The sequence below is a fragment of the Streptomyces sp. A1136 genome (genome assembly GCF_004795055.1).
GTDB lineage: Bacteria > Actinomycetota > Actinomycetes > Streptomycetales > Streptomycetaceae > Streptomyces.
On the sequence record NZ_SSBJ01000016.1, the window covers coordinates 143,844 to 170,488 of the forward strand.

General features: G+C 72.6%; 23 protein-coding genes, 1 other RNA gene and 1 pseudogene. 7 read left to right on the plus strand and 18 right to left on the minus strand.

The window, feature by feature from the left end; all coding sequences use genetic code 11:
* Window positions 1–175: 175 nt before the first annotated feature.
* Window positions 176–460 (minus strand): DUF3039 domain-containing protein, encoded by a 285-nt coding sequence (locus E6R62_RS17865; RefSeq protein ID WP_007264396.1) that lies wholly within the window; start codon window positions 458–460, stop codon window positions 176–178.
* 29 nt (window positions 461–489) lie between these two features.
* Entirely contained in the window at window positions 490–1,050 is a 561-nt protein-coding gene (locus E6R62_RS17870) for a YqgE/AlgH family protein (RefSeq protein WP_136214432.1), read from the minus strand.
* Between the two features lie 361 nt (window positions 1,051–1,411).
* Between E6R62_RS17870 and murA the strand changes: the two genes are divergently transcribed.
* Window positions 1,412–2,752: a UDP-N-acetylglucosamine 1-carboxyvinyltransferase gene (gene murA / locus E6R62_RS17875; protein ID WP_136214433.1), complete on the plus strand. Its 1,341-nt coding sequence runs from the start codon at window positions 1,412–1,414 to the stop codon at window positions 2,750–2,752.
* A gap of 138 nt (window positions 2,753–2,890) precedes the next feature.
* On the opposite strand, the gene E6R62_RS17880 is transcribed toward murA, so the two are convergent.
* The 8 genes from E6R62_RS17880 to E6R62_RS17915 all read right to left on the minus strand — a co-directional run bounded on the left by E6R62_RS17880 (window position 2,891) and on the right by E6R62_RS17915 (window position 12,938).
* Window positions 2,891–3,172, minus strand: a complete 282-nt coding sequence (locus E6R62_RS17880; RefSeq protein ID WP_007264399.1) for an HU family DNA-binding protein — start codon at window positions 3,170–3,172, stop codon at window positions 2,891–2,893.
* 307 nt (window positions 3,173–3,479) lie between these two features.
* Complete coding sequence (locus E6R62_RS17885) at window positions 3,480–4,904, minus strand: NAD-dependent malic enzyme (protein WP_136214434.1); 1,425 nt, start codon at window positions 4,902–4,904, stop codon at window positions 3,480–3,482.
* 474 nt (window positions 4,905–5,378) lie between these two features.
* Window positions 5,379–7,694 carry a UvrD-helicase domain-containing protein gene (locus tag E6R62_RS17890; RefSeq protein ID WP_136214435.1) on the minus strand — a complete coding sequence of 772 codons (2,316 nt, stop codon included), beginning with the start codon at window positions 7,692–7,694 and terminating at the stop codon, window positions 5,379–5,381.
* A gap of 163 nt (window positions 7,695–7,857) precedes the next feature.
* Window positions 7,858–8,427, minus strand: coding sequence for an ABATE domain-containing protein (locus E6R62_RS17895; protein WP_136214436.1), 570 nt, complete (start codon window positions 8,425–8,427; stop codon window positions 7,858–7,860).
* Between the two features lie 187 nt (window positions 8,428–8,614).
* Entirely contained in the window at window positions 8,615–9,157 is a 543-nt protein-coding gene (locus E6R62_RS17900) for a GNAT family N-acetyltransferase (protein WP_136214473.1), read from the minus strand.
* Window positions 9,158–9,226: 69 nt separating this feature from the next.
* Complete coding sequence (locus E6R62_RS17905) at window positions 9,227–10,387, minus strand: uroporphyrinogen-III synthase (RefSeq protein WP_136214437.1); 1,161 nt, start codon at window positions 10,385–10,387, stop codon at window positions 9,227–9,229.
* A gap of 114 nt (window positions 10,388–10,501) precedes the next feature.
* Window positions 10,502–11,875, minus strand: coding sequence for a nitrate/nitrite transporter (locus E6R62_RS17910; RefSeq protein ID WP_136214438.1), 1,374 nt, complete (start codon window positions 11,873–11,875; stop codon window positions 10,502–10,504).
* 97 nt (window positions 11,876–11,972) lie between these two features.
* The gene (locus E6R62_RS17915) at window positions 11,973–12,938 is read right to left on the minus strand and encodes a LysR family transcriptional regulator (RefSeq protein ID WP_136214439.1); all 966 of its coding nucleotides are present in this window, start codon (window positions 12,936–12,938) and stop codon (window positions 11,973–11,975) included.
* Between the two features lie 97 nt (window positions 12,939–13,035).
* Between E6R62_RS17915 and E6R62_RS17920 the strand changes: the two genes are divergently transcribed.
* From E6R62_RS17920 to E6R62_RS17930, 3 genes and pseudogenes are all read left to right on the plus strand, one after another.
* Window positions 13,036–14,391 (plus strand): MFS transporter, encoded by a 1,356-nt coding sequence (locus E6R62_RS17920; RefSeq protein WP_240801734.1) that lies wholly within the window; start codon window positions 13,036–13,038, stop codon window positions 14,389–14,391.
* Window positions 14,312–14,542: a type II toxin-antitoxin system Phd/YefM family antitoxin gene (locus E6R62_RS17925; protein ID WP_136214440.1), complete on the plus strand. Its 231-nt coding sequence runs from the start codon at window positions 14,312–14,314 to the stop codon at window positions 14,540–14,542. The genes E6R62_RS17920 and E6R62_RS17925 overlap by 80 nt, the downstream gene beginning before the upstream one ends.
* Window positions 14,539–14,731: pseudogene (locus E6R62_RS17930) on the plus strand (type II toxin-antitoxin system YoeB family toxin). The gene E6R62_RS17925 and the pseudogene E6R62_RS17930 overlap by 4 nt, the downstream one beginning before the upstream one ends.
* A 120-nt stretch (window positions 14,732–14,851) precedes the next feature.
* Here the strand turns inward: E6R62_RS17930 and ssrA are convergent.
* The 5 genes from ssrA to ftsE form a co-directional block, all read right to left on the minus strand.
* Window positions 14,852–15,240, minus strand: a transfer-messenger RNA (tmRNA) gene (gene ssrA / locus E6R62_RS17935).
* Window positions 15,241–15,351: 111 nt separating this feature from the next.
* Entirely contained in the window at window positions 15,352–15,837 is a 486-nt protein-coding gene (gene smpB, locus E6R62_RS17940; protein WP_136214441.1) for an SsrA-binding protein SmpB, read from the minus strand.
* An 18-nt stretch (window positions 15,838–15,855) separates the two neighbouring features.
* Window positions 15,856–17,043 carry a S41 family peptidase gene (locus E6R62_RS17945; protein WP_136214442.1) on the minus strand — a complete coding sequence of 396 codons (1,188 nt, stop codon included), beginning with the start codon at window positions 17,041–17,043 and terminating at the stop codon, window positions 15,856–15,858.
* 87 nt (window positions 17,044–17,130) lie between these two features.
* Window positions 17,131–18,114 carry a permease-like cell division protein FtsX gene (ftsX, locus tag E6R62_RS17950; protein WP_136214443.1) on the minus strand — a complete coding sequence of 328 codons (984 nt, stop codon included), beginning with the start codon at window positions 18,112–18,114 and terminating at the stop codon, window positions 17,131–17,133.
* A gap of 9 nt (window positions 18,115–18,123) precedes the next feature.
* Window positions 18,124–18,813, minus strand: a complete 690-nt coding sequence (gene ftsE, locus E6R62_RS17955; RefSeq protein ID WP_136214444.1) for a cell division ATP-binding protein FtsE — start codon at window positions 18,811–18,813, stop codon at window positions 18,124–18,126.
* A 222-nt stretch (window positions 18,814–19,035) separates the two neighbouring features.
* Here ftsE and E6R62_RS17960 point away from each other — a divergent pair, with 222 nt between their 5' ends.
* Window positions 19,036–19,224: a hypothetical protein gene (locus E6R62_RS17960; protein ID WP_136214445.1), complete on the plus strand. Its 189-nt coding sequence runs from the start codon at window positions 19,036–19,038 to the stop codon at window positions 19,222–19,224.
* 179 nt (window positions 19,225–19,403) lie between these two features.
* Here E6R62_RS17960 and prfB read toward each other — a convergent pair whose 3' ends face one another.
* Complete coding sequence (gene prfB / locus E6R62_RS17965) at window positions 19,404–20,513, minus strand: peptide chain release factor 2 (protein WP_136214446.1); 1,110 nt, start codon at window positions 20,511–20,513, stop codon at window positions 19,404–19,406.
* Between the two features lie 317 nt (window positions 20,514–20,830).
* Here prfB and E6R62_RS17970 point away from each other — a divergent pair, with 317 nt between their 5' ends.
* On the plus strand, window positions 20,831–21,871 hold the full coding sequence (locus tag E6R62_RS17970) for an isopenicillin N synthase family oxygenase (protein ID WP_206308758.1): 1,041 nt from the start codon (window positions 20,831–20,833) through the stop codon (window positions 21,869–21,871).
* Window positions 21,872–21,932: 61 nt separating this feature from the next.
* Here E6R62_RS17970 and E6R62_RS17975 read toward each other — a convergent pair whose 3' ends face one another.
* Both E6R62_RS17975 and E6R62_RS17980 read right to left on the minus strand, forming a co-directional pair.
* On the minus strand, window positions 21,933–23,189 hold the full coding sequence (locus E6R62_RS17975; RefSeq protein ID WP_136214447.1) for a serine/threonine-protein kinase: 1,257 nt from the start codon (window positions 23,187–23,189) through the stop codon (window positions 21,933–21,935).
* Between the two features lie 167 nt (window positions 23,190–23,356).
* Window positions 23,357–25,069 carry a serine/threonine-protein kinase gene (locus tag E6R62_RS17980; protein WP_136214448.1) on the minus strand — a complete coding sequence of 571 codons (1,713 nt, stop codon included), beginning with the start codon at window positions 25,067–25,069 and terminating at the stop codon, window positions 23,357–23,359.
* 445 nt (window positions 25,070–25,514) lie between these two features.
* Here E6R62_RS17980 and E6R62_RS41765 point away from each other — a divergent pair.
* The coding region (locus E6R62_RS41765; RefSeq protein WP_136214449.1) for an FHA domain-containing protein at window positions 25,515–26,645 on the plus strand (1,131 nt) is incomplete at its 3' end.

Sequence of the window (26,645 nt, forward strand, 5' to 3'; positions counted from 1 at the left end):
GGAAGCATCCGGGCGCTACCCGGCCCCGCGAGGCCTGCGCCGCCGAGGGGGCCCGTGCCGCCGAGGAGGCGGGTGCGCGAGCGGCGGGGGGCCCGCTTCCGTACCCGCCTCGGAGCCGCCCTGCGCGCGCCACGGCACGCTCCCGGACGGCGCGCCGGGGCGTGCGCGCGGGGGCCTACTTGTCCTTGCCGCCCTTGTCCTTGTCGCCGCCGGCGCCCATGGACTCGTAGATCTCCTTGCACATGGGGCAGACCGGGTACTTCTTCGGGTCGCGACCCGGGACCCAGACCTTGCCGCACAGCGCGACGACGGGGGTGCCGTCGAGCGCGCTCGCCATGATCTTGTCCTTCTGGACGTAGTGGGCGAAGCGCTCGTGGTCGCCGTCGCCGTGGGACACCTGCGGCGTCGGCTCTACGAGGGTCCCCGTACCAGTCCCGCGCTCGGGCTCAAGAGTGCTCATGAAATCCAGGGTACCGACCCCGGCGCGGGTCAGTTGAGCGACGGGTCGTCCGGATAGGTGGCGACCATCGCGAGGTCGCTGCGCTGGCGGCGCAGCACCGCCCGCCAGAGCCGTTCGGGGTCCGGGAAGGACACGTCGCCGGGCTCGGAGTCGACCACGTACCAGGCGCCCTCGCCCAGCTCCGCCTCCAGCTGGCCGGGTCCCCATCCGGAGTAGCCGGCGAAGATCCGCAGCGAGCCCAGGGCCGCGGCCAGCAGTTCCGGCGGCGTCTCCAGGTCGACGAGCCCGATCGCCCCGTGCACCCGCCGCCACCCCAGCGGCCCCTCCTCGCCCGGGATCACCGCGATCCCGAGGGCCGAGTCCAGCCCCACCGGTCCGCCCTGGAACACCACCCCGGGGTCGCCGGCCAGCGGCGCCCAGGGCAGCAGGATGTCGACGACGCCCACCGGGGTGGGCCGGTTGAGGACGACGCCGAGCGAGCCCTGCTCGTCGTGGTCGAGCAGCAGCACCACCGCGCGGTCGAAGTTCGGGTCCGCGAGGGCGGGGGTGGCCACGAGCAACCGCCCTGTGAGGGAGGACACCTCGGTCATGCGGACATGATCCCGCATTTCGGCCCCCGAGGGAGACCCGGGGAGGGGATCGGATCGCGCCGGGACCGCCGGACGCGCGCCGGGGACCCTCCGGCGGGCGTCGTTCGCGGGCCGACCCCGACGGCCTCGCACCGCCCCGGAGGGTCCCGGGCTGCTCCGAACGGCTCCGAACGGCCCGGAAGGCGACACTCCGCAACGCCGCGCGCACAGTGGGTGCCAAGCGGGTGCCGTGCCTAATGGATGACAGTCCTACGGCCGCGTCAGCCATACGAAGAAGGGGGTGGTGCCCCTTACCCTTTTCACTGGCCCCTGCCCACACTCCCCTGTTCGCCGGGGAGTCCCTCTTCGGAACGCGAGATCCATGACCGGCACTGACGATGTCCTGCTTGTCCACGGCGGTACCCCGCTCGAGGGCGAGATCCGTGTCCGCGGCGCGAAGAACCTCGTGCCGAAGGCCATGGTGGCCGCTCTGCTCGGCAGCGCGCCCAGCCGGCTGCGCAACGTGCCCGACATCCGTGACGTCCGGGTCGTCCGCGGTCTGCTCCAGCTGCACGGCGTCACCGTGCGCCCCGGCGAGGAGCCGGGCGAGCTGATCCTCGACCCCACGTATGTCGAGGCAGCCAACGTCGCCGACATCGACGCGCACGCGGGATCCTCGCGGATCCCGATCCTGTTCTGCGGCCCGCTGCTGCACCGCCTCGGCCACGCCTTCATCCCCGGCCTCGGCGGATGCGACATCGGCGGCCGTCCCATCGACTTCCACTTCGACGTGCTCCGCCAGTTCGGCGCGACCATCGAGAAGCGCGAGGGCGGCCAGTACCTGGAGGCGCCGCAGCGCCTGCGCGGCTGCAAGATCCGGCTGCCCTACCCGTCGGTCGGTTCGACCGAACAGGTGCTCCTGACGGCCGTCCTGGCCGAGGGCGTGACCGAGCTCAGCAACGCCGCCGTCGAACCCGAGATCGAAGACCTCATCTGCGTCCTGCAGAAGATGGGCGCGATCATCTCCCTCGACACCGACCGGACCATCCGGATCACCGGTGTGGACGAACTCACCGGCTACAACCACAAGGCGCTCCCGGACCGCCTGGAGGCCGCCTCCTGGGCTTCCGCGGCGCTGGCCACCGGCGGCAACATCTACGTCCGCGGCGCGCAGCAGCGCTCGATGATGACCTTCCTGAACACCTTCCGGCGGGTCGGCGGCGCGTTCGAGATCGACGACGAGGGCATCCGCTTCTGGCACCCGGGCGGCCCGCTCAAGGCGATCGCGCTGGAGACGGACGTGCACCCCGGCTTCCAGACCGACTGGCAGCAGCCGCTCGTCGTGGCCCTGACGCAGGCTTCCGGCCTGTCCATCGTGCACGAGACGGTGTACGAGTCGCGGCTCGGTTTCACCTCCGCGCTCAACCAGATGGGTGCTCACATCCAGTTGTACCGCGAGTGCCTGGGCGGTTCGGCGTGCCGCTTCGGGCAGCGCAACTTCCTGCACTCGGCGGTCGTGTCCGGTCCCACCCGGCTCCAGGGCGCCGATCTGGTCATCCCCGACCTGCGCGGCGGGTTCTCGTACCTGATCGCGGCGCTGGCGGCCGAGGGCACCTCGCGGGTGCACGGCATCGACCTCATCAACCGCGGCTACGAGAACTTCATGGAGAAGCTCGTGGAGCTCGGCGCGAAGGTCGAACTGCCGAACGGCGACCTCGTCTAGCACGCACCGTTCCCGGGGTCCGCGAGGGCCCCGGGAAGGCCGAAGGGCGGCCACCCCGCACGGGGGTGGCCGCCCTTCGCCGTTCTACGTACCACTGCCGTCCCGAGGGCCTGCGCGGCCCTCGGCACAAGGGCGGTACTACTTGCCCTTGGCGGCTTCCTTGAGCTTGGAGCCCGCGGAGACCTTCACGCTGTAGCCGGCCGGGATCTGGATGGGGTCGCCGGTCTGCGGGTTGCGCGCGGTGCGAGCGGCACGGTGGGTGCGCTCGAAGGTCAGGAAGCCGGGGATGGTGACCTTCTCGTCGCCCTTGGCGACGATCTCGCCGACGGTCTCGGCGAGCGCGGCCAGAACGGCGTCGGCGTCCTTGCGGGTCACCTCGGCGCGCTCGGACAGAGCGGCCACCAGCTCACTGCGGTTCATGTTGTACTCCCGTGTTCAACTTGCCTTAGAGGCGTGAGATCGAAGCCGATGCTGCCAGGGCCCTCGGACAGTCCCCGGACCCGGGTCTGAACGTCAGACCCTCTCGCCCGGTTACGCATCCTGCCCCCACCAGCGGCGGGAAAGCCAATCCGGCACCCGCCAGGGTCACACGAAAAGCGCCACAGTCACGCCGCGGTGACGCTCCGTCCGCACCCGTCGTACCGGTGGATGCGGATCGCGGGCCCCGCGGGCATCCCCGCAACCCTAGAGGCGCCCGGCCGGGCCCGCATCCCGCGACGCGCCGGGATCAGGCGGAGGTGGCTGCCGTCACAGAGGCCGAGGCGGCCTTGCGGACGGCGCCGGCGACCGCGCCCGCGACCTTGTCGTTGAACACCGACGGGATGATGTAGTTCGCGTTCAGTTCTTCCTCGCCGACGACGTCGGCCAGCGCGGTGGCGGCGGCCAGCATCATGCCCGTGTCCACGGTCCGGGACTGGGCGTCCAGCAGGCCGCGGAAGACGCCCGGGAAGACCAGGACGTTGTTGATCTGGTTGGGGAAGTCGGAGCGGCCGGTGGCCACGACGGCGGCGGTCTGACGGGCGACGGCCGGGTCGACTTCCGGGTCGGGGTTCGCGAGCGCGAACACGATCGCGCCCTCCGCCATGGCGGCCACGTCCTCGCCGTTCAGGACATTGGGGGCCGAGACGCCGATGAAGACGTCGGCGCCGACCACGGCCTCCTTGAGGGTGCCCGTGTAGCCCTCGGGGTTGGTGTTGTCGGCGATCCAGCGCAGCGGGGAGTCGGGGGCCGCGTCGACCAGGTCGGGGCGGCCCGCGTGCACCACGCCGTTGATGTCGGCGCTGACGGCGTTCTTCACCCCGGCCGCGAGGAGCAGCTTGAGGATGGCGGTACCGGCCGCGCCGGCGCCGGACATGACGACCTTGATGTCGCCAACTGCCTTGCCCACCACGCGAAGCGCGTTGGTCAGGGCGGCGAGGACGACGATGGCGGTGCCGTGCTGGTCGTCGTGGAAGACGGGGATGTCGAGGGCCTCGCGCAGCCGGGCCTCGATCTCGAAGCAGCGCGGCGCGGAGATGTCCTCCAGGTTGATGCCGGCGAAGCCGGGCGCGATGGCCTTGACGACGGCGACGATCTCGTCGGCGTCCTGCGTGTCGAGGCAGATCGGCCACGCGTCGATGCCGGCGAAGCGCTTGAAGAGGGCCGCCTTGCCCTCCATGACCGGCAGCGCGGCCATCGGGCCGATGTTGCCCAGACCCAGTACGGCGGAGCCGTCCGTCACGACTGCGACGGAGTTGCGCTTGATGGTCAGGCGCCGCGCGTCCTCGGGGTTCTCGGCGATGGCCGTGCAGACGCGGGCGACGCCGGGGGTGTAGATCATCGAGAGGTCGTCGCGGTTGCGGATGGGGTGCTTGGACGACATCTCGATCTTGCCGCCGAGGTGCATCAGGAAGGTGCGGTCGGAGACCTTGCCCAGGCTGACGCCCTCGATGCCGCGCAGCTTCTCGACGATCTCGTCGGCGTGCGCGGTGGAGGTCGCGGCGATGGTGACGTCGATACGGAGCTTCTCGTGACCGGACGCGGTGACGTCGAGACCGGTGACCGATCCTCCGGACGACTCCACGGCGGTGGTGAGCTGGGAGACCGCGGTTCCGCTCGCGGGCACTTCCAAGCGGACCGTCATCGAGTACGAGACGCTGGGCGCCGTTGCCATGGCCGTGTTCCTCTTCTGTCCCTGGTTTTTCTGTACACAGGCCCCCCGCTGCGCCACCCGGAGATGGCGGGTGCGGCAGGACCTGTTGTCCGATCGTCCCACCTACCAGCCGGTACAAGGTAACCAGCTACAAATTTCGGAAGAACTCTTCCACCATACGAGATTTCCAGACGGTCTGGAACCCCGGCGGCGGCCATTTCCGGCCACCCGGCCGTCCGGCGGCCCCACGCAAAACAGGTCTGCCCCTCCACGACGGCGGAGGGGCAGACCTGTCTTCACGCTTGAACACCGACCCGCCATGCTCGCCTCGCGGCAAGTGGTCGCTCTAGGCGACGAAGGTTGGGCCCGGGGGCTTGGATCGAGCCGGTGTCGTAACCAGGCTAACAAAGGATCGCCGAAAGCGATCCCCCTCCCGGCAGTCGTTGCCGCCACCACACCACCGGCGGCGGGCCATCCGGCCCAGTGGGCCCGGGATCAGCCCGCGTCCGGGGCGAGCAGCGAGGCGACGCCCGAGGCGTCGGGTTCGTCCCGGGCGGTGGAGACCACCGTCAGCTGCTGCGTCGCGCGCGTCAGCGCCACGTACAGCACCCGCAGCCCGGCCGGCGACTCCTCGGCGATCTCCGCCGGGGAGACGACCACCGTGGCGTCGTACTCCAGGCCCTTCGCCTCCAGGCTGCCCAGCGCCACCGCGCGTCCGCCGAGCTCCACCAGCCAGCCGGCGGCCTCCGCTCGCCGGTCCATGGCCACGACCACGCCGACCGTGCCGTCCACCTGCTCCAGCAGCCGGCGGGTCTCCTCCCGCACCGCCTGCCCCAGATCACCCTCGGCGGCCGTGAAACGGGGCTCCAGGCCCGTCGAACGGACCGCCCGAGGCGGCTCCATCCCCGGCATCGCCCGCCGCAGGACGCGGGAGGCGACCTCCGCGACCTCCGCCGGGTTGCGGTAGTTCACGGTCAGCGTGAACCGGCGGCGCGGCCGGGTGCCGAGCGCCTCGTCGCGCGCCGCCGCCGCCTCCTGCGGGTCCGTCCAGGAGGACTGGGCGGGGTCCCCCACCACCGTCCAGGTGCCGTGCCGGCCCCGCCGGCCCACCATCCGCCACTGCATCGGCGTCAGGTCCTGCGCCTCGTCCACGATGACGTGCGCGTACTCGGTCCGCTCCGCCGCGATCCGCTCCGCCCGCTCCCACTGGGTCTCCTCGCGGGTCGGCATCAGCTCCTCCAGCCCGCTCAGCTGGTCCAGCGGATCGAACTCCCGCTTGCGACGGGGCCGCGCGGGTGCGCCCAGCAGCTGCTGGAGCTCGTCCAGGAGCGCCACGTCGTGCACCGACAGGGGCCCCTTGCCCTCGGGGCCGATCCTGCGCAGCGAGCGGGCGAGCTGCCGGGCCTCACGCGGGTTCAGGTCCCGGCGCGACCACCGGCCGAGCCTGCGCTCGTCGGCCATCGCGGCCAGCACCCCGCGCGGCGTCAGCTCGGGCCACCAGGCGTTCAGGAAGTCGATGAAGGCGTCTTCCGTGGAGATGTCCTCGTCGAACGCGGAACGCAGGTCGGCGGCCAGCTCCGGGTCGCTGTGCCGCCCGTTGGCCCCGGACTTCGCGTACAGGGCGTCGAGCAGCAGCTTGCGGGCGCGCGGGCGCAGCAGGTTGACCGGCGCGGTGCCGCCGAGCACGTTCTGCCGGATGCGGTTCAGTTCGTCGGCCTCCAGCTCCTGGCGCCGCCCGAAGGCCACGACCCGCAGCCGGTCCGGGGCGTTCCCCAGCTCCAGCGCGCCCCGGACCGCCTTCCGGAGCACCTTGGGCATCCGGGACGAGCCCTTGATCCGGGCCACGGAGGGTTCGTCGTAGGTGGTCGCCTCCGCGCCGTCGACCAGCGAACCCAGCGCCCGGATGGCGACCTGCCCCTCCTCGCCGAGGGAGGGCAGCACGCCCTCGGTGTACGCGACGAGCAGCGGCGTCGGCGAGACGATGAGGATGCCGCCGGAGTAACGCCGCCGGTCCTGGTAGAGGAGGTAGGCGGCGCGGTGCAGGGCCACGGCCGTCTTCCCGGTGCCCGGACCGCCCGCCACCTCCGCGACGGACGCGGCGGGAGCCCGGATCACCAGGTCCTGCTCGGCCTGGATGGAGGAGACGATGTCCCGCATGGAGTGCGTACGGGCCCGCCCGAGCGCGGCCATCAGCGCGCCGTCGCCGATGACGGGCAGTTCCTCCCCGTCGAGGAAGGCGGTGACCTCGGGGCGCATCAGGTCGTCCTCGACACCGAGCACCTTGCGGCCCTTGGAACGGATCACGCGGCGGCGCACGACGCGGCCCGGGTCCTTCGGCGTCGACCGGTAGAACGGCGCGGCCGCCGGGGCCCGCCAGTCGATCACCAGCGGCGCGTAGTCGGAGTCGAGCACGCCGATGCGCCCGATGTGCAGCGTCTCGGCGATGTCGGCCGTGAGATCGGCGCGGATGGCGTCGTCGGCGGGCTCGACCGAGGTGTACGCCCCGTCGGGGCCGCGTTCGCCGTCCTTTCCGAGGACCAGGTCGACGCGGCCGAACAGGAAGTCCTCGAACTCGTTGTTCAGCCGGTTGAGGTGGATCCCGGCGCGGAAGACCTGCGCGTCGCGCTCGGCGAGCGCGCCGGGCGTGCCGACCTGCCCGCGCTTGGCGGCGTCGTTCATCAGGAACTCGGCCTCGTGGATCTTCTCCTCAAGGCGTCGGTACACCCGGTCGAGATGCGTCTGCTCGACCGCGATCTCCCGATCGCGGACGGAATCCGCCGTGCTGTCGACAGCGGCATTCTGCGCGGCCACCAAGGCCCCCTTCTGACGTGCATGGGCGACCGTCAACCGTACGCGAAGCCGGGCCCGGTCCGCACGCCCGTTCCGGGACCGTTCGCGGATCGCTACCAAGATCACCGCAAAGGGTGTCGCGGAAGGCGTCGCGGCCGAACGGCGTCGGGGTCGGGCGCCGGCGTCAGGAAGATCCGGCCGCCAGGACCCTCCGGCGGTGGCGGGCGACCCGTTCGCGGTTGCCGCACACCTCGCTGGAGCACCAGCGCCGGCGGTGGCCGCGCGAGGTGTCGAGGTAGACGCGGGCGCAGCCCTCGCCCTCGCAGGCACGCAGCAACGCCCGGTCACCGGGGTCGGTGAGCAGCTCGACGGCGTCCCGGGCGATGGCGGCGAGCAGCCCGGCGCATTCCACCGCCCCGCACAACTCCCGCACGAGGTGCCCTTCTTGGTCCCGCACCGCACACAGCCCCGGGGGTGGACCGGCGGCCGCAGCGTTGACCCGGGCCAGGGCGTCCCCGTCGGGCGCGGCCCCGTGCAGCTCGGCCCGTACGAGGCTCTCCACATCCCTACGCAGCTCGCGGAAGGCCCCGACCCAGTCGGGTCCGACCCGGCCGAGGGGTGTGCGGTCGGGGACGAGCCCGGCCCCGACGAGCCACAGCCGCAGCTCGTCGCCGTCCCGGATGCCTTCGGTGTCCCGCCGGGGGGCGAAGGTGGCGAGCAGGTCCAGGCAGACCCGCCCGGAGTCGAACCACATACCGGTCACCGCCTCGGTTGCCGTGGGCCGCCTCCCCAGAGTGCCCGTCAGGTGCCCGGTCGGCTAGGCCCCGTCGTCAAAGTTCCTCCCCCGGCTGCCGCTGGGAGGTGTCCCCCGGGGCGGCACCGCTTTGACGCCCGGACCCAGGCCGTGTCTTTCGGATCAGGCCTGATCCGAAAGACACGGCCTAAACCCCGTCCGGGGGGTTGTCGTGCAGCAGCAGTTGGAACAGCCGGTGGTCGCGCCAGGCTCCGTCGATGTGCAGGTAGCGCGGCGCGAGCCCGAACCGTTCGAAGCCGACCTTGGCCAGGACCCGTTGGGAGGCAACGTTGTCCACGAGGGTGCCCGCCTCGATCCGGTGCAGCCCGACCTCGTCGCGGGCGATCCGGCAGACCTCCCGCAGGGCGGCGGTGGCCAGCCCCTTCCCGGCCCACGCCCGGTCGACCCAGTAGCCCACTCCGCCGCTGCGGAACGGGCCGAGGGCGATGCTGCCGAGGTTGATCGCGCCGACGGGCGTGTCGCCCGCGACGAGCACGAACGGCAGCAGCCGCCCTCCGTCCCGGTCGGCCAGCAGCGCCCCGATCCGCTCGCGCTGGCCGGCCTCGGTGTAGAACTCCTCGGGCCGCCGCGGTTCGTACGGCGCCATGTAGGCCCGGTTCCGCGCCAACGCCCCCGCCAGCCCTGCGGCGTCATCGACCGTGACGCCCCTCATCTCCACCCCGTCGATCATCACGGCGGCACGCTAACCCGCCCCCACGCCCGACCACCAGCCCGGCCCGGCAGGCTCCGGCCCCGGCCCCTACACCTCCGGCGGCACCCCGCACCCGTCCCCACCCGGGTCCAGCGACAGCCGGTACCCCCGCTTGACCACCGTCTGGATCAGCCTCGGCACCCCCAGCGCCGCCCGCAGCCGCGCCATCGCCGTCTCCACGGCGTGCTCGTCCCGCCCCGCCCCCGGCAGCACCCGCAGCAGCTCCGCCCGCCCCACGACCCACCCCGGTCGCCGCGCCAGCGCCCCCAGCAGCGCCATCCCCGCCGGCGGCACCGGGCGCAGCTCCGCGTCGACGAGCACCCCGTGCCCCCGGATCTCCAGCCGGTGTCCCGCCACCGGCAGGACCCTGGCCCGCCCCGGCAACTCCTTGCACAGCACCTGCACCAGCGGCCCGATCCGGAACCGCTCCGGCTGCACCGTGGCCACCCCCTCCGCCTGCAACGGCAGCGCCGTCACCGGCCCCACGCACGCCGACAGCACGTCCCCGCGCAGCCCCTCCAGCACCGCCTCCCGCATGCCCCGTTCGGTCGCCCGGGACAGCAGCGAGGCCGCCGCCGGAGCCGAGGTGAAGGCGAGGGCGTCGACCCCGCCGGTGGCGACGGCGTCGAGGAGCCGGTCCAGCGGGCCCGGATCCTCCGGGGGCATCCACCGGTACACCGGTACGACCACCACCTCCGCCCCGCCCGCGCGCAGCGTCTCCACGAACCCCGGCAGCGGCTCGCCGTGCAGCTGGAGCGCGACGCGCCGGCCGGCCACTCCCTGGGCGAGCAGCCGGTCCAGTACCTCCGCGAGGGACTCCGACCCGGGCGACCAGGCCTCCACCAGCCCGGCCGCCCGTACGGCGCCCTTGACCTTCGGCCCGCGTGCCAGCAGCTCCGTGGTGCGCAGCAGGGCGAGCAGTTCCTCTCCGATCCCCCAGCCGTCGGCGGCCTCGATCCACCCGCGGAAGCCGATGGCGGTGGTGGCGACCACCACGTCCGGGGTTCGGCGGATCAACTCCTTTGTGGATTCCATGAGTTCGCCGTCATCGGCCAGGGGCACGATCCGCAGGGCCGGGGCGTGCAGCACGGTCGCCCCGCGCCGGCGCAGCAGGGCGATCAGCTCGTCGGCGCGGCGGGCGGCGGTGACCCCGACGGTGAACCCGGAGAGGGGGCCGGTGGCCGTTTCCGTGGCGGCGTCGTCGTCCATAGTGGTGTCCTGCCTCGCGCATGGGTTCTCACGTGTGTCGCTCAACGGGAACCGAGCCTGCCAAATCGCCGTGACGGACTCGGTTCCACCGTATTTCGCCGCCGTTAACCCCCGTTACACCGAGGTGAGCTGCCGCTTCGTCGCCGGCCCGGCCACCGGCCGCTCCCCGGAGGCCGGCCGGCGAAGGTATACCGCCCAGGTGACCGCGCAGCACACGGCGTAGAAGCCGAGGAAGGTGACGAAGGCGGCGGTGCCCGACCCGGCGGCCGTGAAGGCCTGCCGGAACACCAGGTTGATGCCGAGCCCGCCGAGGGCTCCCACGGCGCCGATCAGTCCCATGGACGCCCCGGAGAGCCTGCGTCCCCAGGCGGCGGCGTCCTCGCCGGTCATCCCGCGGGCCAGCGCCTTCGCCTGGAAGATCCCGGGGATCATCTTGTACGTGGAGCCGTTGCCGATCCCGCTCAGCGCGAACAGGGCCACGAACCCGACGAGGAAGACCGGCAGCGACTCGCGGACCGAGGCCGCCACGACCACGCCCGTCGCCGCCGCCATCGCCACGAACGTGGCCAGGGTGATCCGCGCCCCGCCCAGCCGGTCGGCGAGCGCCCCGCCCACCGGGCGGACGAGCGAGCCGAGGAGCGGTCCGATGAAGGTGAGCGAGGCGGCCTGGAGCGGGGTCCGGCCGAACTGGGTCTGCAGGACCAGCCCGAAGGCGAAGCTGTAGCCGATGAAGGAGCCGAAGGTGCCGATGTAGAGGAACGCCATGATCCAGGTGTGCGGGTCGCGCGCCGCGTCCCGTACGGCGCCCGCGTCCCGGCGCACCGGCGCCAGGTTGTCCATGCGCAGGAAGGCCAGCGCCGCGGCGGCGACGATCAGCGGGACGTACGCCGCGAGCAGCAGCCGCGGGTGCCCGGCCCCGGCCGTCCCGATCACCAGCAGGGCGGCGAGCTGCACCACCGGGACGCCGATGTTGCCGCCGCCCGCGTTCAGCCCGAGCGCCCAGCCCTTCTTGCGCAGCGGGAAGAAGGCGTTGATGTTGGTCATGGACGAGGCGAAGTTCCCGCCGCCCACGCCCGTCAGGGCGGCGACGGCGACGAAGACCCCGTACGGGGTGCCGGGTTCCATCACCGCGAGCGCGGCCACGGTCGGCGCGAGCAGCAACAGGGCGCTGACGACGGTCCAGTTCCGGCCGCCGAAACGTGCGACGGCGAAGGTGTACGGGATGCGCACGAGCGCGCCGACGGCGGTGGCGGTCGCGATGAGGAAGAACTTCCCGGCGGGGTCGATGCCGTACCCGGGCCCCATGAAGAGCACCATCACGGACCAGAGCGACCAGATGGAGAACCCGATGTGCTCGGAGAACACGGAGTACAGCAGGTTCCGGTTGGCGGTCTTCTCCCCGGTCTCCTTCCAGAACGTCTCGTCCTCGGGGTCCCACCGCTCGATCCAGCGGCCCCCTTCGCGCGGTGCGGTCGTACCGGTGCTCATCACACGCCTCCACAGCTGTCGCGTCCGTGGTGACGACCGTAGGAACGGCGCGTTTCGGTTCCGGTCCCCGGCTGATGACCGCCGGGAAACCTTGCTCTCACCCGCCGCCGGAGGCGTCTGTGAGCGCCGCCGGAAGCCAGGCGTCCGGGGGTACGTCCAGCCAGCCGCGAGTGGCCGCGCCGGCGGAAGCGGCCGCGAGGAGTGCGTCGAGGCCGGGGTGGACGAGGCCCTCGCGCCACACCATCGACAGCGGGGACAGCGGCACGGGGTCGACGAGGGGCCGTTTCGCACAGCCCGGCATGTCGGGGAAGTCGACGGTGACCAGGACCGGATTGCGGGTCTTGGCCATGACCCGGCGGAACTCGTCCTTGCCGACGGCCACCGGCGCGGGCGGCGCGGGCAGGATGCCGCGTCCGGCGAAGAGTTCGCGGGCGAGCCCGGTCCATTCCAGGGTCCGCGGGTTACCGGCCCCGGCGTACACGGTCTCCCCGGCGAGCGCCGCCAGCGGTACGACGTCGCGCGCGGCCAGCGGGTGTCCCTCGGGCAGCAGCACGGCCAGCGGCTCGTACCGTACGGGCCGGTGCGCGAGGCGGGCGCGCAGCGCGGGGGCCAGGCCGTCGGCGTACCCGAAGGACACGTCCAGGCGCCCGGCGGCCATCTCGGCGGCGGCGTGCGTGAGGCCGCTCTCGAAGCGGGCCATCAGCTCGCACTCCGGGGCGAGTTCGCGGGCTTGTTCGAGGACGGTGCGGGCGGTGCTCGGGCCGTCGGTGTTCAGGTCGACGAGCAGCGCCCGAGGGCCGGTGAAGGCGGCGGCCAGCTCCTCGTGCGCGGCGAGTACCTTGCGGGCGGGCGCCAGCAGTCGTTCCCCGTCGGCGGTCAGTTCCACGGCGCGGGTGGTGCGCAGGAACAGGGGGGCGCCGAGGAGTCGTTCGAGCCGTCGTACGTCCCTGCTCAGCGCCTGCTGCGCCACATACAGGCGGGCCGCGGCGCGGGTGAAGTGGCGCTCTTCGGCGACGGCCACGAAGCCGCGCAGCAGCCTGGGTTCCACATCGCGGGGGATCACCCCGGGAGACTAACAACGGAGACTGACAACACAGGGCGGTGAATGGCCCCGGAACAGGTGTTGGACCCCCCGGGCCGTCCGGCCGGAGGCTGTTCCCATGCCGTACGCGACCTCGTCCCGCAGCCCCCTCATGACCGTCTCCGGCTCCACCCTCGTCCACGCCGCGCCCGGCTCGTCACGCCCCTCGCCCTCCCGGGCGGCCCGCGAGGGCGGCCCGTACCGGCGGTTGTTCGCCGTGCCCGGGGCCCGCGCGTTCACCGCCGGGAACCTCCTCGCCCGCCTGCCCATGGGGATGTTCGGCATCAGCGCGGTGATGATGATCGCCGGCCAGCGGGGCTCCTACGCCCTGGCCGGCGCCGTCACCGCGACGGGCATGGCGGCCACCGCGCTGGTGGCGCCCTGGACGGCCCGGCTGGTCGACCGCCACGGCCAGGCCCGGATCGCCGTCCCGGCCAGCGTGATCGCGGTGCTCGGCTCGCTGGCCCTGGTGCTGAGCGTCCGCACCCACGCACCGGCCTGGACCCTGTTCGCCTCGTACGCGGCGACCGCCACCACCCCCAACATCGGCGGGATGTCCCGCGCCCGCTGGACCCACCTGCTGCGCGACCGCCCCGCCGAGCACCACGCGGCGATGTCCTTCGAACAGGCCGCCGACGAGCTGTGCTACATGCTCGGCCCGGTCGTGGCGGCGTTCCTGTGCTCGGCCGTCTTCCCCGAGGCCGGGACCCTCGCGGCGGCCGCCCTGCTGCTGACGGGGATGCTGCTGTTCACCTCACGGCGCGCCACCGAGCCCCCGGTCTCCCCGCTGCGCCCGCCCGGCTCGGCGCTGCGCGCCGTGGCTCCGCTGCTGCCGCTGTTCGCCGCCCTCGGCGTGATGTTCGGCGCGATGGAGGTCACCTCGATCGCCCACCTGGGCGCCCTGGGCCTGGGCGCCGCCGCCGGGCCGGTCCTGGCGCTCCAGGCGCTGGGTTCCTGCGCGGTCGGCCTGCTCTACGGGTCCTTGCGCCCGCGGGGACTGACCACCTGCCTCGTGGCGCTGGCCGCGGCGATGGCCCTGCCCTGGGCGACGGCCGGCGCGGGCTCGCTGCCGCTGCTGGCGGGCGCGCTGCTCGCCGCGGGCATGGCGACGGCCCCGACGATGGTGACTGCGATGTCCCGCGTCCACGCCGTCACCCCGGCCGGCCGGCTCAACGAGGGCATGACGGTCGCCGTCACCGCGATCCTCGCCGGCATCGCCGCCGGCTCGGCCGGCGCCGGCCAACTGATCGACCACCTCGGCCCCCCGACCGCCTACGCCCTCCCGGCGGCCGCCGCCCTCCTGGCCCTCCTGATCACCACCCGCCGGGGCCTGTGGTCGTACCGCTTTTCCGCTCATCGAGTGCGTGAAGACCGACCACGACCCCGTCCGGATCACCTCTGGCCACGGGGACGCCGTCCTGATGTCCGCCGATGACTACGACTCCAGGCAGGAGACCGTCTGTCTGCTGCGGTCGCCGGCAAACGCGCAGCGTTTGCCGGCGGCGGTCGCCCGTGACCGGGCGGGTGCCCCAGCCGTCGCCAAGGCGTTGGACGAGCTTCGGGATCTGGCCGGGGGCGAGGGGTGAGGAGCACCCATTTCGATGCCGCCGCCTGGCGGGATTTCTTCCTCCGGCCCGCCTCCGACCGGAAGATGGGTCGGCGGATCACCCGTCTGCTCGGGGAGATCCAGCGGGACCCTTTCACCGGGATCGGGAAGCCCCGGCCGGGCCGACCAGAAGGAAGTGAAGATCCTCAAGGTCCGCTACCACTACTGATGTCCGTCACGGACCGGCCTACCCGGACGGCTCGACACGCAGGCGCACCGGTTCCGACGGGTCCGGGCATGACGAAGGCCCCGCGGTCAGATGACTACGGGGCCTTCGCCCACATGGGGTTTGTGGAGATGGCGGGAATCGAACCCGCGTCCAACGGTGCAGAAGCAGGGCTTCTCCGAGCGCAGTCCGCTGCGCTTTTCTCGGCCCCGGAGATCACACGGACAAGTCTCCGACGGGCTCAGTCACTGTTTGATTTCCCTCAGGCCCCCGTGACCGGGGCTAGAGGTTTAGATCCCTAATTGACGCCAGGATCCGGACCGGGACCACTTCCGGGCTGACGCTCCTCACAGAGGCTTCAGCTCACTGTTATTAGGCAGCGAGGGTGAAGCGGGAGTTATCGCTCTTGGTGTTGGCGATTATTTTTTGCGACATAGGGTTTACGAGATCATTGCCGCTTCCTCGGCTCGCTTCCCCTGCATCGACATCCGCTGTCGAAACCGATCATCCCCATGTTTTATTGACAAACCACGCCACCCGGGGGTGGTGCGGTGCTGGAGCCCATGGTACGCGAAGTGGACCACGGGATGCCAGGCGATTGAACGGCGTGCCCGCCGCGCCGCCTACACCGTCCCGCGCTGCTTGCGGCGGATCGCCGAGATCGCGCGGTTCGTCTCGCGGGTGTCCTGCTTCTCGCGCAGGGTCTGACGCTTGTCGTACTCCTTCTTGCCCTTGGCGAGCGCGATCTCGATCTTCGCCCGGCCGTCCTTGAAGTACAGCGTCAGCGGCACGATCGTGTGACCCGACTCGTCCGCCTTGCGCTCCAGCTTGTCGATCTCCTCCCGGTGCATGAGGAGCTTGCGCTTGCGCCGGGCGCTGTGGTTGGTCCACGTCCCCTGGCTGTACTCCGGCACATGCACGTTGTACAGCCAGGCCTCGTTGCCCTCCACCGACACGAAGCCGTCCACGAGGGACGCCCGGCCCTGGCGCAGGGACTTGACCTCGGTGCCCGTGAGCACGAGACCGCACTCGTAGGTGTCGATGATCGTGTAGTCGTGCCGCGCCTTCTTGTTCTGGGCGATCAGCTTGCGCCCTTTTTCCTTAGCCATAGTGCGGTCATTTTCGCACTACGGACCCACCCCGAGGCCACCCAATACCCGCCGGGCCCGGTCCTCGGCGCCGTCGCCCGCCGTAAGGTCGGGCGTGATGCCGCTCCCGTCGATGCTGCGACCCTCCGGGGTGCGGTACGTGCCCACCGTCAGCTCCGCAACCGAGCCGTCCGGGAGCCGCGTCGGCATCTGCACCGCGCCCTTGCCGAAGGTGTGGGTGCCGACCGTGACCGCGCGGCCCCGGTCCTGGAGGGCGCCGGTGACCAGTTCGGCAGCGCTCATCGTGCCCCCGTCGACCAGCGCCACCAGCGGCCGGGCGGTGTCGCCGCCCGGCTCGGCGTACAGGGCGCGCTCGGAGCCCCGTACGTCGTACGTCGCCACCAGCCCCCCGTCCAGGAAGGCGGAGGCGGCCGCCACGGCCTCGGTGACCAGCCCGCCCGGGTTGCCGCGCAGGTCCAGCAGGACGCCCGCGCCCGGCGGGGCCGCGCGGACGGCGTCCCGCACGCGCTGCCCCGAGCCCCGGGTGAAGGAGGCCACCTTGATCACGGTGGTGCCGTCGGGGAGGCTCCGTACGGTCACCGGGTCGGCGCTCAGCTCCTCGCGGCGGACCGTCTCGGTGAGGTCGACGCCGCCCCGGCTCAGGCGCAGCACCACCGGGGTGCCGGCCGCGCCGCGCAGCATCGCCACCACATCGGCGACGGAGCGGCCCGTGACGTCCTGACCGTCCACGCCCAGCAGCAGGTCCCCGGCTCGCAGCCCGGCCCGGGCGGCGGGGCCGTCGGGCTGGACCCGGTCGACCTCGATGCGCCCGTCGCGGCGGCGCCCGGTCCACACGCCGACGCCGGTCCAGTGCCCGTCGAGGTCCTCGGTGAAGGCGGCGTACTCGGCCGGGTCGTAGACGGCGGCCCAGCGGTCGCCGCTGCGGCTGACCTCCTCCTCGGCGGCCCTCTTGCCCGACTTGCCCTCCGCCACGGCCTCGGCGACGGCCCGGGCCACGGCGTCCCGGTCGACGGTGGCGGCCCCGGCGCCGGGGGCTTCGGCCGCGCCGGCCGCGGCCCGGACGGCCGCTGGCCGCCGGGCGTCGTCGTCCGCGCCCCAGCAGCCGGTACCGGCGCCGACGGTGACCGCGGCGAGGAAGGCCAACGTCAAAGCGGCCCCGCGACGCAGGTCGCGGGGCCGGAGACAGTGGACGGGGGGACCCGGCATGGCGCCGAGTCTAGGACAAGGCCCGCGCTCCCAAGGTGGGTTGGGCGCGGCTCACACGGGGTTCTCGTCACACCTCGTGGGGGCCGATCACACCTTGAGGTACTTGCGCAACGCGACGAAGGCCGCCAGCGAGGGCATCAGCAGGCCGACGACCAGCACCAGCGGCAGCTTGGTGAGGACGGAGTCCCAGCCGATGAAATTGATCAGTTCCAGCTTGTGCCGCAGGTCCACCCCGTGGTCGATCACGAAGTACTGCCCCGCGCCCAGCATCACGCAGGCCAGCCCCGCGCCGATCAGGCCGGCGACGGCCGCCTCCATGATGAAGGGGACCTGGATGTAGAAGCCGGAGGCGCCCACGAGCCGCATGATGCCGGTCTCCCGCCGACGGCTGAACGCCGAGACGCGCACCGTGTTGACGATCAGCAGCAGCGCCACGATCAGCATGATCATCATGATGCCGAGCGCCGCCCAGTTGAGCGTGCCGAGGAGGCTGAACAGGTTGTCGACCTCGGAGCTCTGGTCGGCCACCGACTGCACGCCGTCGCGGCCGGCGAACATGGACGTGATGACCTGGTACTTCTCCGGGTTCTTGAGCTTGACCCGGAAGGAGTCGGGCATCTGGTCGGGGGTGACGACCGAGGCCAGCGCGGTCTGACCGTACCGCTCCTTGTAGTGCTTGTACGCCTCGTCGGAGGACTCGTACGTGACCTTCTGCACGAGGTCCAGCTTCTTGAGGTCGGCCTCGATCTGCTGCTTCTGCTCGGGGGTCACCGCCCCCTTGGCGCAGGCCTTGCCGGCGCCGCCCCCGCCGCCACCCGATCCCGCGGCGTCGTTCTTGGCGGCCTCGGCGGCCTCGGCGGCGTCTTGGGCGTCGCTCTTGTTGCAGAGGTAGACGGTGACGTTGACCTTGTCGTACCAGTACCCCTTCATCGCGCTGACCTGGTCGCGCATGAGCAGGGAGCCACCGAACAGGGCCAGCGACAGGGCCACGGAGATGATGACCGCGAAGGTCATGGTGAGATTGCGACGGAGACCGACGCCGATCTCCGACATGACGAACTGGGCGCGCATGGCGTCCTTTCAGTGCTGGTAGCCGTAGACGCCGCGCGACTGGTCGCGCACGAGACGGCCCTGTTCGAGTTCGATGACGCGCTTGCGCATCTGGTCCACGATCTGCTGGTCGTGCGTCGCCATGATCACCGTGGTACCGGTCCGGTTGATGCGGTCGAGCAGCTTCATGATGCCGACGGAGGTCTGCGGGTCGAGGTTGCCGGTCGGCTCGTCCGCGATCAGCAGGGCGGGACGGTTGACGAAGGCGCGGGCGATGGCCACGCGCTGTTGCTCGCCGCCGGAGAGCTCGCCGGGCATCCGACCCTCCTTGCCGCCCAGGCCCACCAGCTCCAGGACCTGCGGGACGGCCTTGCGGATCTCGCCGCGCGGCTTTCCGATGACCTCCTGCGCGAAGGCGACGTTCTCCGCCACCGTCTTGTTGGGCAGCAGCCGGAAGTCCTGGAACACGGTCCCCAGCTGGCGCCGCATGTGCGGAACCTTCCAGTTGGAGAGCTTGGCGAGGTCCTTGCCCAGGACGTGCACCTGTCCGTGGCTGGCGCGCTCCTCGCGCAGGACCAGCCGCAGGAAGGTGGACTTGCCGGAGCCGGAGGAGCCGACGAGGAAGACGAACTCGCCTTTCGCGATCTCCAACGAGACATCTCTGAGTGCGGGGCGGCTCTGCTTCGGGTAGGACTTGGAGACGTTGTCGAATCGGATCACGGGTGCACCACGGTCGCCGGGAGTAGGTGTGCGTGACCATACGCGAACGGGCGCCGGGTGTGGGCCCGGCATCCACAGTTGCCCGATATGTCCCGGGGTCCCCGAGGGTCGGACGGTGATTGCCCGGACGGGCCGCGCCGAATGTCGCCGAAGCCGGCACAGTGGTAGAGGGAACGGACCCGTTCCCCGCGCCGTTGTACCAGGGGACGAGAGGAGGAGCGCATGACATATGACCGGCTCGTGTGCGCGAACTGCGCCGCACCCGTGAGCCAGGGCCGCTGCCCTGTGTGCCGGGCGAACCGGGAGCGCCTCCAGCAGGAGAGCCCCTTCGCAGGCCTGAACCCGATGGCGCTCATCGCGCTGCTGGTGGTGCTGGTCGCAGCCCTCACGGTGATCGCCAAGGCCGCGTAAGGCGCGTGGGTCGCGCCTTCGCCGGACCGCGTGGGTGTCCGGCACGGCTCTCCGCCACGTCCCGATCACACGTCCCACGTCGCGCGACCCCCTCGCGCGCGTCATCGTGCGAAGAACCACGCGAACGGGAAGGGCCCGGACACCTGACGGTGTCCGGGCCCTTCCCACATCCGGGTGCGTTACGCGGTCTGCTCCTGCTGCTTGCGCCAGCGGATGCCGGCCTCCAGGAAGCCGTCGATCTCGCCGTCGAGGACCGCCTGCGGGTTGCCGACCTCGAACTCCGTCCGAAGGTCCTTGACCATCTGGTACGGGTGCAGGACGTAGGACCGCATCTGGTTGCCCCAGGAGCTGCCGCCGTCCTTCAGGGCGTCCATCTTGGCCTGCTCCTCCTGGCGGCGCCGCTCCAGCAGCTTGGCCTGGAGCACGTTCATCGCGCTCGCCTTGTTCTGGATCTGCGAACGCTCGTTCTGGCAGGAGACCACGATGCCGGTCGGCAGGTGCGTGATGCGCACCGCCGAGTCCGTCGTGTTGACGCCCTGGCCACCGGGGCCGGAGGCGCGGTACACGTCGATGCGCAGCTCGCCCTCGTCGATCTCGACGTGGTCGCTGGACTCGACGACCGGCAGCACCTCGACGCCCGCGAAGGACGTCTGGCGGCGGCCCTGGTTGTCGAAGGGCGAGATCCGCACGAGGCGGTGGGTGCCCTGCTCGACGGAGAGGGTGCCGTAGGCGTACGGCGCCTTGACCACGAAGGTGGTCGACTTGATGCCGGCCTCTTCCGCGTATGACGTCTCGTAGACCTCGGTCGGGTAGCCGTGCCGCTCGGCCCAGCGCAGGTACATGCGCTGGAGGCGCTCGGCGAAGTCGGAGGCGTCGACGCCGCCGGCCTCGGCGCGGATGTTGACCAGGGCCTCGCGCTCGGCGTACTCGCCGGAGAGCAGGGTCCGGACCTCCATCTCGTCCAGCGCCTTGCGCACGGAGACCAGCTCGGCCTCCGCCTCCGCGAGGGTGTCCGCGTCGTCCATCTCCTGCGCGAGCTCGAAGAGCACGGCGAGGTCGTCGATGCGCCCGCGCAGCGTCTCGGTCTTGCGCACCTCGGCCTGGAGGTGCGAAAGCTTGCTCGTGATCTTCTGGGCGGCCTCCGGGTCGTCCCACAGGGACGGCGCGGCTGCCTGCTCCTCCAGCACGGCGATATCTGCCCTCAGCTTGTCGAGGTCCAGGACGGCCTCGATCGACCCCATGGTCGAGGAGAGGGACTTCAGCTCTTCGGAAACATCGACGACTGCCACGGGTCCAGCGTAGCCGGTCCGCCGGCGGCACTCTCCGGCCAGGCCGGATCGGCCCGTACAGATCAGGGTGGGTACGGGCGTACGCTCACCGTATGACCGTTCTACTCGTGAAGCGTCGCCATGTGGATCACATGCGTGTCACCACCACGAGCTGTCTGCCGCCGGACTTCGCACAAGCCTGATCCAACCCGATCCGACTTCGGTCCTGTACGCGGCTACGCGGCCTCCCGGCGCCACCCTTGCCGACGGCCTTCCCCACCCGCTGCCCCCGCCACCTCCGGGGAACAGGACCCCGTGACATCCGAAACGGAGCCGTCATGCCGTCCGCGCACCCTTCTCCCTCCTCCTCTCCCCTCGCCTCGGCCGTCCCCTCGCTCGCGGTCATCGACCTGTCGCGGGCGGACGATCCCGCCGAGCGCGCCGACTTCCTCAAGCAGTTGCACGCCGCCGCCCGCGACAGCGGCTTCCTGTACCTGACCGGGCACGGCATCAGCGAGGCCGAAACCGCCCGCATCCTCGAACTGACCAGGGCTTTCTTCGACCTCCCCGAGGCGGACCGGCTGGCGGTCAGCAACCTGAACTCGCCCCACTTCCGCGGTTACACCCGGATCGGGCACGAGCTGACGGGCGGGGCCTCGGACTGGCGGGACCAACTGGACGTCGGCGCGGAGCGGCCCGCGACGGTGCCGGGCCCGGACGACCCGGCGTACATGTGGCTGGAGGGCCCCAACCAGTGGCCCGAGGCGCTGCCGGAGCTGCGCGAGGTGGTGCTGGACTGGCAGGCGCGACTCGCCTCGGTCGCCCACCGGCTGCTGCGGGAGCTGCTGGCCTCGATCGGCGCCCCGCCGGACTTCTTCGACGCGGCCTTCGCCGACCGGCCCCACCTGCACACGAAGCTGATCCGCTACCCGGGATCGGCCCCGTCGGGCACGGACCAGGGCGTCGGCGCGCACAAGGACTACGGCTTCCTGACGCTGCTGCTCCAGGACTCGGTGGGCGGGCTCCAGGTGGTGCGGGACGGCGGCTACGTCGACATCCCGCCGCGGCCGGGGGCGTTCGTCGTCAACCTGGGCGAGCTGTTGGAGATCGCGACGGAGGGCTACCTGACGGCCACCGACCACCGGGTGGTGAGCCCGCCGGGGGCGGTGGAGCGGTTCTCGGTGCCGTTCTTCTACAACCCGCGGCTGGACGCGGTGGTGGAGACGGTGCCGGGCGACTACCTGCGGGCGGCGCCGGGTGTGGCCCACGACGCGTCGAACCCGCTGCACGCGGAGTACGGCCGCAACGAGCTCAAGGGATGGGTCCGAGCCCACCCCGAGGTGGCGCGCCGCTGGCACCCGGAGCTGGTCGGGGCGTAGCGCCCCGGGAGCGGGCGGCCGGGGGCGGCCCGAGCCGGGGCCGAACGAGGCGGTAGGGGAACTAGGGCCGGGCCGGGGCGGAGTGCTTGGCGTCCTTCGGGGGCGGGGCGCCGTCGGAGTCGTCCGACACCGCGAGCCAGGTGCCGACGCCGACGGCCGCGGCCAGCGTCACCGCCGACACCGACAGCATCAGCCGGCGCTTGCGCACCGCCTCGGCCCGGTGCCGCGCCGAACCCGGCCGGTGGCCGCCGGCCGGGCGCGGCACCCGGGCCGTGCCCAGTGCGCCGCCGGCCAGCTCGTCCGGTCCGGGTACCCGCATCGAGGTGTGCGTGTCCCGGTTGGAGTCGGTGGCCGAGCCGGGGACGAGCGGCACCACGCCCCGCCGCCGCGTCAGGTCGGCGGGGACGCTCTCCTCGGCCTGCGCGGTCTCCTGCTCCGCGTCGTCCGGCTCGTCCACGTCCAGCGGCGGCATCCCGGCCAGCAGCGGCAACAGGTCCCGCAGCCGGGTCGACAGCTCGGAGGCGCGCAGGCGGGACGCCGGGGCCTTGGCCAGGCACTGCACCATCAGCTGCCACAGCTCGTCCGGGATACCCGGCAGCGGGACCACCGTCTCGGTGACGTGCCGCCGCAGCACCGCGCCGGGGTGGCCGCCCCCGAACGGGGTGAACCCGGCCAGCAGCTCGTAGAGCACCGTGGCCAGGGCGTATATGTCGACGGCCGCCCGCGGGGGCAGCCCCTCCACGATCTCCGGGGCCAGGTAGTCCGGCGTGCCGATGATCCGGGTGCTGGGCGCCGACGCCCGGCCCGCCGCGGTCCGCCGCGGCGAGTCGATCAGCTTGGCGACGCCGAAGTCGGTCAACAGCGCGGGGTGGGCGCCGCCGGGGCCGAGCGGCCCCTGCATGTCCAGCAGGACGTTCTCGGGCTTCACGTCGCGGTGCACGACGCCCGCCGCGTGGGCGGCGGCCAGCGCGTCGGCGACGTCCGCGACGATGGCCACGGCCGCCTCGGGGGCCAGCCGGCGCTCCCGGTCGAGGCGGGTGCGCAGGTCCGTACCGCGTACGAGGTCCATGACGAGGGCGAGGTCGTCGCCGTCCACGACGAGGTCGCGGACGGAGACGACGTGCGGGTGGTCCAGGCCGAGCAGCGCGCTGCGCTCCTGGACGAAGCGTCCGACCAGCTCCTGGTCGGACGCGAGGTCCTCGCGCAGCAGTTTGACGGCGACGGGCCCGTCCGGCCCCTCGCCCAGCCACACCGTGCCCGCGCTGCCGCGCCCCAGGATCTGGTGCGCGGTGTACCGGCTGCCGATCTTCCGTGCCACGACTGCTCCCTCAGCGGCTGGCGTACGCACCAAAGCTACGCGGCCGGGTGCGGGTTTTAGGCCAGTAGGGGGTCCGATTCGCGGCGACCTTCACTTCTGCGGGCGAAAACACGTCCCAGAAGTCGACAAATCCACGAACTGAGTGCCAAGCCCGTCGTGACGGTGCCTCAGGAGCCTCCGCTCCCGGCGGAGTCGCCGAGGGTGGAGACCCAGTCGGCGGCGTCCCGGCCCCAGGTCCACAGCTGGTCCCACCAGCCCTTGCCGGTGCCGATCCACTCCTGGAGCGGGGTCAGCTCCCACACCAGCCAGCCCGCGACGAAGAAGAGCAGGATCATCACCAGGCAGCCCTTGAGGCAGCCGAGACCGGGGATGCGGACCGGGTTGGCGCTGCGGCGGCGCGGCTCGCGCGGCTCCCGGGGGGCCGGCGGCTGCGGCGGCGGGGCCTGCGGCCGGACCGGCGGCTGGTACGGCTGCTGCGGCTGCTGCGGCTGTCGGTACTGGGGCTGCTGCGGGGGCTGCGGCTGCTGGTACTGCGGAGGCTGCGGCGCGTACTGCTGCGGCTGGTACTGCTGCGGCTGCCGATACTGCTGCGGCGGCTGCTGCGGCTGCTGCCGGTACGGGGGCTGCTGGGGCGGCGGGGGTGCCTGCCGCTGCGGACGGCGGCGCAGGGGGTCCTCGTCGGGGCTGAGGTAGTGCATCTGCGTCTGCTCGTTGCGGTCCCGGGCGGCCCGCATCTGCGACTGCCACGGGTGCGGCTGGTCCGGCCGTTCCACCGGCGGCATGACGGAGGTCGCGTCCGCGGCCGGTGCCCCCGTGTTCGGCAGCACGGTCGTCGCGTCGGCCCCGCCGACGGGCGGCATCACGCTGGTCATGGCATTGGGGTCGTAGGCGCCCGTCGGGGAGGACGCCCCGGCGGGCAGTACCTGGGTCGCGTCCGAGGAGCCCTGGGCCGCCGGTACCGGCGCGGGCGAGGGGTCGGGCGCGAGCAGCGCGCCGACGCCGAGCGCGGCCTCCACCTCGGCGGGCGAGGAGTGCACGCCGATACCGGACGCGACCACGCGCAGGCCGCGCGCCAGGCTCTCGGCGCTGGGGCGCTCGTCCGGCTCCTTGCTCAGGCAGTGCCGGATCACCGTCCAGACCGGCTCCGGCAGGCTCGGCGGGCGCTGCGGCTCCTCGCTGAGGTGGCGGTGGAGCACTTCGAGCGCGGTGCCACCGGCGAACGGCGGGCGTCCGGTGACCAGTTCGTAGAGCAGGATGCCGGCGCCGTAGATGTCGACGGCGGAGGTCTGCGGGCGGCCCTCCGCGGACTCGGGCGCGACGTAGGCGGGAGTGCCGACGAACTCGTGCGTGCGCGTCAGACCCGGGGAGTCGGCGAGGCGGGCGATGCCGAAGTCCGTGAGCATCGGCTTCATCTGGCCGTGGCGCTCGTCGAGGAGGACGTTGGCCGGCTTCAGGTCGCGGTGCACGACCCCGTCGGCGTGGCTGGCCGCGAGCGCGTCCGCGATCTGGGCGGTCAGCAGGCTCGCGGCGACGGGGCTGAAGGGGCCGTTCTCGCGGATGTACCTGTGCAGGTCCGGACCGTCGATCAGGTCCATGACGAGGGCCAGCAGGTCGCCCTCGACGACGAGGTCGCGCGTGCGCACGATGTTGGGGTGCGTCAGGCGCAGCAGGACGGAGCGCTCGCGCAGGAAGCGCATGACGATGTCCGGGTCCTGGGCCAGCTCCTCCTTGAGGACCTTGATGGCCACCGTCTCGCCGGGCTGTCCGGCGACGGCCGCCTCCGCACCGGCAGCCTCCCGCTGGCGGGCACGCCAGACGGTACCCGTGGCGCCGCGCCCGAGGGGCTCCTCAAGCAGGTACTTGCTGCCCACTGGCCGCACGTCTCGCGCTCCCCTGCTGTCGTGTTTCTGTCGTCTGGTTTCGGATGATTCCGAGCTGTGTTTTCCGGCCCACTCTAGGGGGTGTCCGGAGGGAAGACGCCGGGCGGCGGAGGTTGGTTGCCGCACATATGTGCGAAGAGTGAGGTTTGCGGGGTATGCCGGAGGCGATTTTCGGCAGGCCGTTGACCATATGTGCGCGGCGAGCGCACGGGACGATGATCAATCAAGATCATTTATTGCCGGGGTCCGGGCGTGTTGTCCGTGACAGGTGCGAGGATGCACCCGTACGGAACGGCCGGGACGGGAGCCCTGCCTTCCGGCAGACCTGACCGGACGACGCGTCCGTGCCGGGCGGGGGGTGATCGGGCGGGCTCGCCCGACCGTTCCCTTTCCCGGGCGCGCGCACCGTGCACTGCGCTCCGCGCAGAAGGGACCGCTGACGGCGATGCAGATCCGGCTGACCGTCCTCGGGTCGCGCAGCGGCCACCAGACCGCGACCGCGCCCGCCGGCTGTGACGTGCTCGTCACCGCGCCCGCCGGTACCGCGCTGGCCGCGGTGGCCTCGGCGCTCGCGGCGACCGTGGGCGGACCCGACACGGGCGGCACGGTGGTGCTGTACGCGGGCGCCGAGCGGCTCGACCCCCAGCGCCGGATGCTGGGCGAACCGCCGCTGGTGGACGGGGCCGTGCTGGCGCTGCACGTGCCGGTACCGGACTTCGTGCCGAGCCTGCCCGAGGAGGGCCTGGAGGCCCCGCAGTTGCGGGTGGTGGCCGGACCGGACGCGGGCGGGGTGCACCTGCTGCACCCGGGAGCGGTCCGGATCGGTCGGTCCTCGGACGCGGACGTACCGCTGGACGACCCGGACGTGTCGCGGCTGCACTGCACGGTGACGGTCCTGCCGGACGGACGCGTGACGGTGGCGGACCTCGGCTCGACGAACGGCACGACGCTGGACGGGGTGCCGGTGGGGGCGCGGGCGGTGTCCCTGGCGCCCGGCGCGTTGCTGCGGGTGGGCGAATCGACCCTTCGGCTGGCCGCGGGGGACACGGAGTCCGTCCTGCCGCTGACGCCGGACATGGAGGGGCACCTGGCTCTGCCGGGAGCCCGTGACGGCGGCCGGGCGGCGGACGCGGGTCGCGGCTCGCGGGCGGGCCACGACGACCCCGACTCGGGATCGACCGGCGGCGCCGGGCGTTACGGCGGCCGGACGGCCGGCGGGGGCGCGGGCGCGGGCGCGGGCGAGGGAACCGGCCGTCACGACGGCCACGCCGTGGCCGGCCACAGCGGCGGTACGGGCGGATCGGGCGGGGCCCTCTCGGCCTCCGGCGGTCGGGGCGTGCCGGGTACGGGGCCGGCCGGCCGCCGTGACGACCTCGGCGCCGACGCGTACGGCCGCCACCCGGAGACGTCCGGAAGCGCGGGACCGGCCGGCCCGCGGAGCGCGGTCCCGGGGCTCGGCCCCGCCACCGGCGCCCTCCCCGGCGCACCCGCCACGCCATGGCCCGCGGCCGGCCGGCCCGGAACCCCCGACCCCCGCCCCGGCGCCCCCCGCGGCAGCCGGCCCGGCCCCGCCCCC

What these genes read in the sequence shown, in the direction of transcription:
- E6R62_RS17905 (WP_136214437.1), bottom strand. Translation starts at nt 10,387, where the DNA reads ATGGACGACGACGCCGCCACGGAAACGGCCACCGGCCCCCTCTCCGGG.
- E6R62_RS17945 (WP_136214442.1), bottom strand. Translation starts at nt 17,043, where the DNA reads ATGCCGGGTCCCCCCGTCCACTGTCTCCGGCCCCGCGACCTGCGTCGC.
- E6R62_RS17900 (WP_136214473.1), bottom strand. Translation starts at nt 9,157, where the DNA reads ATGATCGACGGGGTGGAGATGAGGGGCGTCACGGTCGATGACGCCGCA.
- murA (WP_136214433.1), top strand. Translation starts at nt 1,412, where the DNA reads ATGACCGGCACTGACGATGTCCTGCTTGTCCACGGCGGTACCCCGCTC.
- E6R62_RS17920 (WP_240801734.1), top strand. Translation starts at nt 13,036, where the DNA reads ATGCCGTACGCGACCTCGTCCCGCAGCCCCCTCATGACCGTCTCCGGC.
- E6R62_RS17880 (WP_007264399.1), bottom strand. Translation starts at nt 3,172, where the DNA reads ATGAACCGCAGTGAGCTGGTGGCCGCTCTGTCCGAGCGCGCCGAGGTG.
- E6R62_RS17970 (WP_206308758.1), top strand. Translation starts at nt 20,831, where the DNA reads ATGCCGTCCGCGCACCCTTCTCCCTCCTCCTCTCCCCTCGCCTCGGCC.
- E6R62_RS17910 (WP_136214438.1), bottom strand. Translation starts at nt 11,875, where the DNA reads ATGAGCACCGGTACGACCGCACCGCGCGAAGGGGGCCGCTGGATCGAG.
- E6R62_RS17895 (WP_136214436.1), bottom strand. Translation starts at nt 8,427, where the DNA reads ATGTGGTTCGACTCCGGGCGGGTCTGCCTGGACCTGCTCGCCACCTTC.
- smpB (WP_136214441.1), bottom strand. Translation starts at nt 15,837, where the DNA reads ATGGCTAAGGAAAAAGGGCGCAAGCTGATCGCCCAGAACAAGAAGGCG.
- ftsX (WP_136214443.1), bottom strand. Translation starts at nt 18,114, where the DNA reads ATGCGCGCCCAGTTCGTCATGTCGGAGATCGGCGTCGGTCTCCGTCGC.
- E6R62_RS17870 (WP_136214432.1), bottom strand. Translation starts at nt 1,050, where the DNA reads ATGACCGAGGTGTCCTCCCTCACAGGGCGGTTGCTCGTGGCCACCCCC.
- E6R62_RS17865 (WP_007264396.1), bottom strand. Translation starts at nt 460, where the DNA reads ATGAGCACTCTTGAGCCCGAGCGCGGGACTGGTACGGGGACCCTCGTA.
- E6R62_RS17885 (WP_136214434.1), bottom strand. Translation starts at nt 4,904, where the DNA reads ATGGCAACGGCGCCCAGCGTCTCGTACTCGATGACGGTCCGCTTGGAA.
- E6R62_RS17960 (WP_136214445.1), top strand. Translation starts at nt 19,036, where the DNA reads ATGACATATGACCGGCTCGTGTGCGCGAACTGCGCCGCACCCGTGAGC.